This window comes from Actinoplanes sp. NPDC051633 (genome assembly GCF_040681735.1).
GTDB lineage: Bacteria > Actinomycetota > Actinomycetes > Mycobacteriales > Micromonosporaceae > Actinoplanes.
In genome coordinates this window covers 1-5,922 of the sequence record NZ_JBFAZH010000429.1, presented here as the reverse complement: position 1 = coordinate 5,922, position 5,922 = coordinate 1, and the positions used below count along the sequence as shown (strand labels likewise).

Genomic DNA, 5,922 nt, shown 5'->3' with positions numbered 1-5,922 from the left:
CCCGACATTGGGTCAGCTCCCCCCCGCGGGGGCCCGCCGGGCGTGGGCCCGCCCACCCACTTCTGGTCCTGGCCCGGACAAAATGCCCACACTGGTAGCCCACCCACGGGTTCGCGCCGCCGAGAGGTGGCTCGGCTACCACTTTGCGCTCGTCGGGCGGACAAATCGCCTTCAGTGGTAGCGCACGCGTCGATCCGAGCTCCCGGAAGCCCTCTCGGCTACCAGTTGGGCTCTTCGGGTGGGCGAAGCGCCCACAGTGGTAGCTCTGTCGGGCATCGGGGGCGCGGATGGGCCTGTGGGCTACCAGTTGGTCTTCACCCTGTCGGCCGGTAGCTGGGGACGGCCTGGGCCCGCGACGGCCTGGCCTGTGGCCACGGGACTTCTCCGGTGTTCGTACCCGTCGCCTTTAAAGGTCGGGCCAACCGAACCGCAACCATTGCGCCCCCGGTTCGCACTCCGGAAATCCTCAAGTTCCCCGAACTGACGGGCATGACCGACACGCAGATCGTCGAGCTGGGCCTGCAGGCCATGACCATCGCCGCGAAGATGTGCGCGCCGGTGCTGCTGACCGCGTTGCTGATCGGGTTCGCGATCTCGCTGTTCCAGTCGGTGACCCAGATTCAGGAGGCGACGCTGTCGTTCGTGCCGAAGGCGATCGGTGTGGGCGTGGCGATCCTGTTCTCCGGCAACTGGATGTTGCACGAGATGATCTCGTTCACGCAGCAGCTCTTCGAGAAGATCCCGGCTCTGCTGGCCTGACGAGCACCCTGATGCAGATGAAGGGCCGCCCCACGGGGTGGCCCTTTCGTTTGTGGTCTCGCGCGCGATTGGATGTCGAGGCGGCGGAGTCGGCTCCGACCACCGTGCGAACGACGACGACGTCAGGGAGACACGATGAAGTACATGCTGATGATGTTCGGGGACGCCACCACGATGATGGAGGAGCGGTCCACCGACTGGGTGCGTGACATGGTCAACTTCATGACCACCTTCAACGAGGAGATCACCGCCACCGGGGAGTTGGTCTCCGCCGAGGGCCTGGACTTTCCGCACACGGCCAAGACGATCGCGCTGGTCGACGGCCAGGTCACCGTCACCGACGGGCCGTTCGCCGAGGCGAAGGAGTCGCTGGCCGGCTTCTGGATCTGGGACGTGAAGGACGAGGCCCGGGCGATCGAGCTCGCCGGCCGGATCGTGCAGTGGGCCGACCGGGTCGAGCTGCGCCCGGTGGGCGAAGAGCCCCAGGTCTGAGTCTGATGGAGCAGCTGCTGCGGGAGCTCGCGCCGCAGGTCCTCGGCGCGCTGGCCCGGCGATACGGCCAGTTCGACGCCGCCGAGGACGCGGTGCAGGAGGCGCTGCTGGCCGCTGCCACCCAGTGGCCGGCCGAGGGGGTGCCGGACAACCCCCGGTCGTGGCTGCTCGCGGTGGCCGGGCGCCGGCTGGTGGACGAGTTCCGCAGCGAGAGCGCCCGACGCCGCCGCGAGGAGAACGTCTTCCAGCTCGACGTCGAGCCCGGCACAGTGACCTCCCGCGACGACACCCTGACCCTGCTGTTCCTCTGCTGTCACCCGTCGCTGTCGCCACCCTCGCAGCTCGCGCTGACCCTGCGCGCGGTGGGCGGCCTCAGCACCGCGGAGATCGCCAGCGCCTTCCTGGTGCCGGAAAGCACGATGGCGCAGCGGATCAGCCGGGCCAAGCAGAAGATCAAGAGCAGTGGCCTGTCGTTCACGATGCCGCCGAGCGCCGAGCGCGCCGAGCGGCTGCGGGTCGTCCGCCAGGTGCTCTACCTGGTCTTCAACGAGGGCTACACGACCAGCGGCGGCGAGGCGTTGCAGCGGGCCGACCTGACCGCCGAGGCGATCCGGCTCACCCGGATGCTGCGCACGCTGACGCCGGAGGACACCGAAACCGGGGGACTGCTGGCTCTGATGCTGCTCACCGACGCCCGGCGGGAGGCGCGCTCCGACTCGCAGGGCGCGCTGATCCCGCTGGACGAGCAGGACCGGTCGCGGTGGAACACGGCGCAGATCGCCGAGGGCGTGGCACTCGTGTCGGCCACGCTGGGCAAGGGGCCGGTGGGGCCGTACCAGCTGCAGGCGGCGATCGCGGCGCTGCACGACGAGGCGAAGACCGCGGATGCCACCGACTGGCCGCAGATCCTGGCGCTCTACGAGGTGCTGGAACGGGTGTCGCCGGGGCCGGTGGTGACCCTGAACAAGGCGGTGGCGGTGGGCTGGGCGCGCGGGCCGCTGGCCGGGCTGGCCGCGCTCGGCGAGCTGGACGGCGACGAGCGGATGGCCGGCAACCACCGGGTCGAGGCGGTGCGGGCGCACCTGCTGGAACGCGCCGGCGACCGGGCGGCGGCCCATGCGGCGTACAAGAAGGCCGCGGCGATGACGACCAGCGTGCCGGAGCAGCGCTACCTGACGCTGCGCGCATCCCTTACCGCATCCGAACATTGACGACGTTGTGCGCCGGGCATGATGGCGGTGTGACGGAGGCGGGCAAGGGCTTGGTGCTGGTGGTCGAGGACGAACGTCCGATCGCCGACCTCGTGCGTCTCTACCTGGCCCGGGACGGCTTCGGCGTGCACGTCGAGCACGACGGCAGCGCGGGGCTGTCCGCCGCGCGCCGGATCCGCCCGGTCGCCTGCATCCTGGACATCGCACTGCCCGGCCTCGAGGGCACCGAGATCTGCCGGCGGATGCGCGAGGACGGTGACTGGACGCCGGTCATCTTCCTCACCGCCCGCGACGACGAGATCGACCGGATCCTCGGCCTCGAGCTGGGCGCGGACGACTACGTGACCAAGCCGTTCAGCCCGCGCGAGCTGGTCGCGAGGGTCAAGGCGCTGCTGCGCCGGGCCGCGGGACCCGAGGAGGGCGGCCGGGTACGCGCGCTCGGCCCGGTCACCCTCGACCCGGGCCGCCGGCGGGTCACCGTGGACGGTGCGCCGCTGTCCCTGACACCGACCGAGTTCGACCTGCTGGGGCACCTGCTCGGCCGGCCGGGCCGGGTGTTCACCCGGGAGGAGCTGCTCGCCTCGGTCTGGGGGTACGCGTCGCACGCGGGCACGCGCACCGTCGACGTCCACGTCGCGCAGGTGCGCGCCAAGCTGGGCGACGCGGCCGGCCTCATCCGCACGGTCCGCGGGGTGGGTTACACCGCCAGTGACTAACCTCTTCCGCACGCTGACGGCCCGGGTCGTGCTGGTCACCGCCGCGACCGCGGTGATCGCCGTGATCATCACCGCGCTGGTCGCCGTGCCGATCTCGGTCCGGTCGGTCAACAACCAGGTCCGCGCCGAGCTCCGCGACAAGAGCGCGCTCGCCGTCGAGCTGCTCACCGACCTGCGCCCGGCCCGCCGCGAACGCATCGTCCAGGAGCTGCGCGAGGAGGACATCGCCGTCTACCTGATCCGGCGCGGGGTGGTGGACCGGCCGGGCCTCCCGCAACGGGTGATCAAGGTCGTCTCGGCGGGCGAAATGGTGGACACCCGCGGCATGGTCGACGGCCGCACCGAGTTCATCGTCGGCCGCCCGCTCTCCGGCAACTCCAGCGGCGTGATCCTCACCCACCGGACCGGCACGGCCACGGCGGGCGGGCTGCTCGGCGGCGTCTGGCTGGCGCTGCTCGCCGGGCTGGGCGGTGGCCTGTTCGCCGGGACGCTGCTGGCCCGGCTCATCGTGCGGCCGATCCGCCGGGCCGCGGCCGCCGCCGGTCACCTCTCGGCCGGCGACCGCTCGATCCGGCTCTCCACGCAGGGCCCGGCCGAGGCCGCCGAGCTGGCCGGCGCGTTCAACCAGCTCGCGAGCGCGCTGCAGGTCAGCGAGGGGCGCGAGCGCGACTTCCTGCTCAGCGTCTCGCACGAGCTCCGCACACCACTGTCGACCATCCGGGGGTACGCCGAGGCGCTGGCCGACGGGGTGGTGGGGGCGGACGGCGCGACGAAGGCGGGGGAGACCATGCTGGCCGAGGCGGAACGTCTGGACCGCCTGATCTCCGACCTGCTCGTCCTGTCCCGGCTGGAGGCGGCCGACCTGCCGCTGGACGTCGTGGCCGTCGACCTCACCGAGCTGGTCCGGGCCGCGGCCGAGGCGTGGGCGCCGCGCGGCACCCTCTCCCTGCGGACCGAGCTGCCGCCGTCGCCGGTGTGGGTGCGCACGGACCCCGGGCGCATCCGGCAGGTGATCGACGGGCTGTGCGAGAACGCTCTGCGGGTCGTTCCGGAGGGTGCGCCGCTGATCCTTGCGGTTCGCGCGGCGGAGACGGCCGGCGTCGTCGAGGTGCGCGACGGCGGGCCCGGCTTCACCGACGACGACCTGGCCGTGGCCTTCGACCGGGGTGCGCTCAACCAGCGGTACAAGGGGATCCGCAAGGTGGGCAGCGGGCTGGGGCTGGCGCTCGCCGCGCGGCTGGTGGTCCGGCTGGGCGGGACGATCGAGGCGGGACACGCGCCCGAGGGTGGCGCCCGGTTCACGGTCACCCTGCCGTGCGAGACGCCTTACGAAACCCGTACATCGTCCTGACGTCTCCCTCGCAGCCGCGCCGCACGATCTTCCGCATGACACGTACCCGGATCACGCTTCTTGCTCTCACCACGGCCGCGCTGGTCGGCCTCACCGCCTGCGGGGCCGGACCGGCGGCCTCTCCAGACCTCGCCGCCGAGGCCTCCGCGCTGCAGGCGGTCGGCTTCGAGACCGGCCTCGAGGCCCCGGCGCCCGCCGCCTCCGACTCCGCCTCCGACTCCGCCTCCGCCAAGTCGGATCGTGCGGAGAAGCGGCAGCAGCGGCGGCAGAACGTGCGCAAGTACCTGCGCAAGAACACGCTGCACGGCGAGATCGCCGTGCAGGGCAAGGACGGCGTGCAGACGATCGTGGTGCAGCGCGGCACGGTCACCGCCACCGACGGCCGGACGATCAGCGTGAAGTCGGCCGACGGGTTCGCGCTGACCTGGACAGTCGATGATCAGCTCAAGGTGGTGCAGGACAGGAAGAAGGCCGAGGCGAGCGCGATCAAGGCCGGGGCCGAGGTGGGTGTGGCCGGCGTACGCGAGGGCACGGCCACCACGGCCCGGCTCGTCGCGATCGGCTGATCACTGCAGGTAGGCGCCGAGCGGCGAGAGCAGCAGCTTGCCGAATCTCGCGGCCGTGCGATCGAGCCGCTGCCGCTCCCGCATCGTGGCCTGCAGGTCGTGGCGCAGCGCCCAGAGCTTCTGGGCGTTGCGCCACGCGACGTTGCGCGTGTACTCGACCAGCTCGCCCTGCCAGCAGTCGTCCAGATCGCCGTTCATCATGTCGATCAGCAGCTGCCAGTTCTCCAGGAAGCCGCGCCGCAGCGCCGGGATCTCCTCGGCGAAGATGTCGTTGATCTGCAGGTAGTCCTGGTGCTGGTCGCCGTCGTCCACCGGGTCGGTGCCCAGGTGGTCGAACGTGGTGACCAGCGCGAACGGCAGGTCGAAGTTGATGTGCGCGTTCACCCCGGCCGCGGCGGACGGCAGCGGGTTGCAATCCGGCCCGGGGATCCGGCTGAAGAGCACGGACCAGGTACGCGGGCAGCTGTCGTTGCCGTCGCTCCAGGCGCGCAGCGCGTCGAAGTAGCGGGCCGCGAACTCCACATCGAGCCGGGACAGGAACTGCGGGTCGGCGAACCGGCAGTCCTCCAGCCGGTCCAGCACGCTGCTGGTGATGCGCAGATAGAGCTTGTTGAAGTCGCAGAGCGGGTTCTCGTGCAGCAGCGGGGGCACCCGGTCGAGGATGTCCTGCAGCCTGGTGAGCTGGTCGACCACTGCCGGCACGTCCTCGGGATGACTGGTCAGCAGGGCGGACATCTCGTCCTGTACGGGCCCCCAGACCTGCTCGGTCATCGTGGTCATCGGGTCGTCCTCCATGTCATGCGGGGCCCCAGCACCCGCCCGGACCC

7 protein-coding genes are annotated in these 5,922 nt (G+C 71.4%); 6 read left to right on the top strand and 1 reads right to left on the bottom strand.

Annotation, left to right across the window (positions count from 1 at the left end):
- Positions 1–489: 489 nt before the first annotated feature.
- From fliQ to AB0M20_RS22750, 6 genes are all read left to right on the top strand, one after another.
- On the top strand, positions 490–759 hold the full coding sequence (gene fliQ / locus AB0M20_RS22775) for a flagellar biosynthesis protein FliQ (RefSeq protein WP_364301209.1): 270 nt from the start codon (positions 490–492) through the stop codon (positions 757–759).
- 135 nt (positions 760–894) lie between these two features.
- Positions 895–1,251, top strand: coding sequence for a YciI family protein (locus AB0M20_RS22770; RefSeq protein ID WP_364301207.1), 357 nt, complete (start codon positions 895–897; stop codon positions 1,249–1,251).
- 5 nt (positions 1,252–1,256) lie between these two features.
- Entirely contained in the window at positions 1,257–2,462 is a 1,206-nt protein-coding gene (locus tag AB0M20_RS22765) for a sigma-70 family RNA polymerase sigma factor (protein ID WP_364301205.1), read from the top strand.
- Positions 2,463–2,491: 29 nt separating this feature from the next.
- Positions 2,492–3,178 (top strand): response regulator transcription factor, encoded by a 687-nt coding sequence (locus AB0M20_RS22760; protein ID WP_364301203.1) that lies wholly within the window; start codon positions 2,492–2,494, stop codon positions 3,176–3,178.
- Positions 3,171–4,529, top strand: coding sequence for a HAMP domain-containing sensor histidine kinase (locus tag AB0M20_RS22755; protein ID WP_364301201.1), 1,359 nt, complete (start codon positions 3,171–3,173; stop codon positions 4,527–4,529). The genes AB0M20_RS22760 and AB0M20_RS22755 overlap by 8 nt, the downstream gene beginning before the upstream one ends.
- Before the next feature lie 35 nt (positions 4,530–4,564).
- Positions 4,565–5,095 (top strand): hypothetical protein, encoded by a 531-nt coding sequence (locus tag AB0M20_RS22750; RefSeq protein ID WP_364301199.1) that lies wholly within the window; start codon positions 4,565–4,567, stop codon positions 5,093–5,095.
- Here AB0M20_RS22750 and AB0M20_RS22745 read toward each other — a convergent pair whose 3' ends face one another.
- Positions 5,096–5,866 carry a DUF5995 family protein gene (locus tag AB0M20_RS22745; protein WP_364301211.1) on the bottom strand — a complete coding sequence of 257 codons (771 nt, stop codon included), beginning with the start codon at positions 5,864–5,866 and terminating at the stop codon, positions 5,096–5,098.
- Positions 5,867–5,922: the final 56 nt, after the last annotated feature.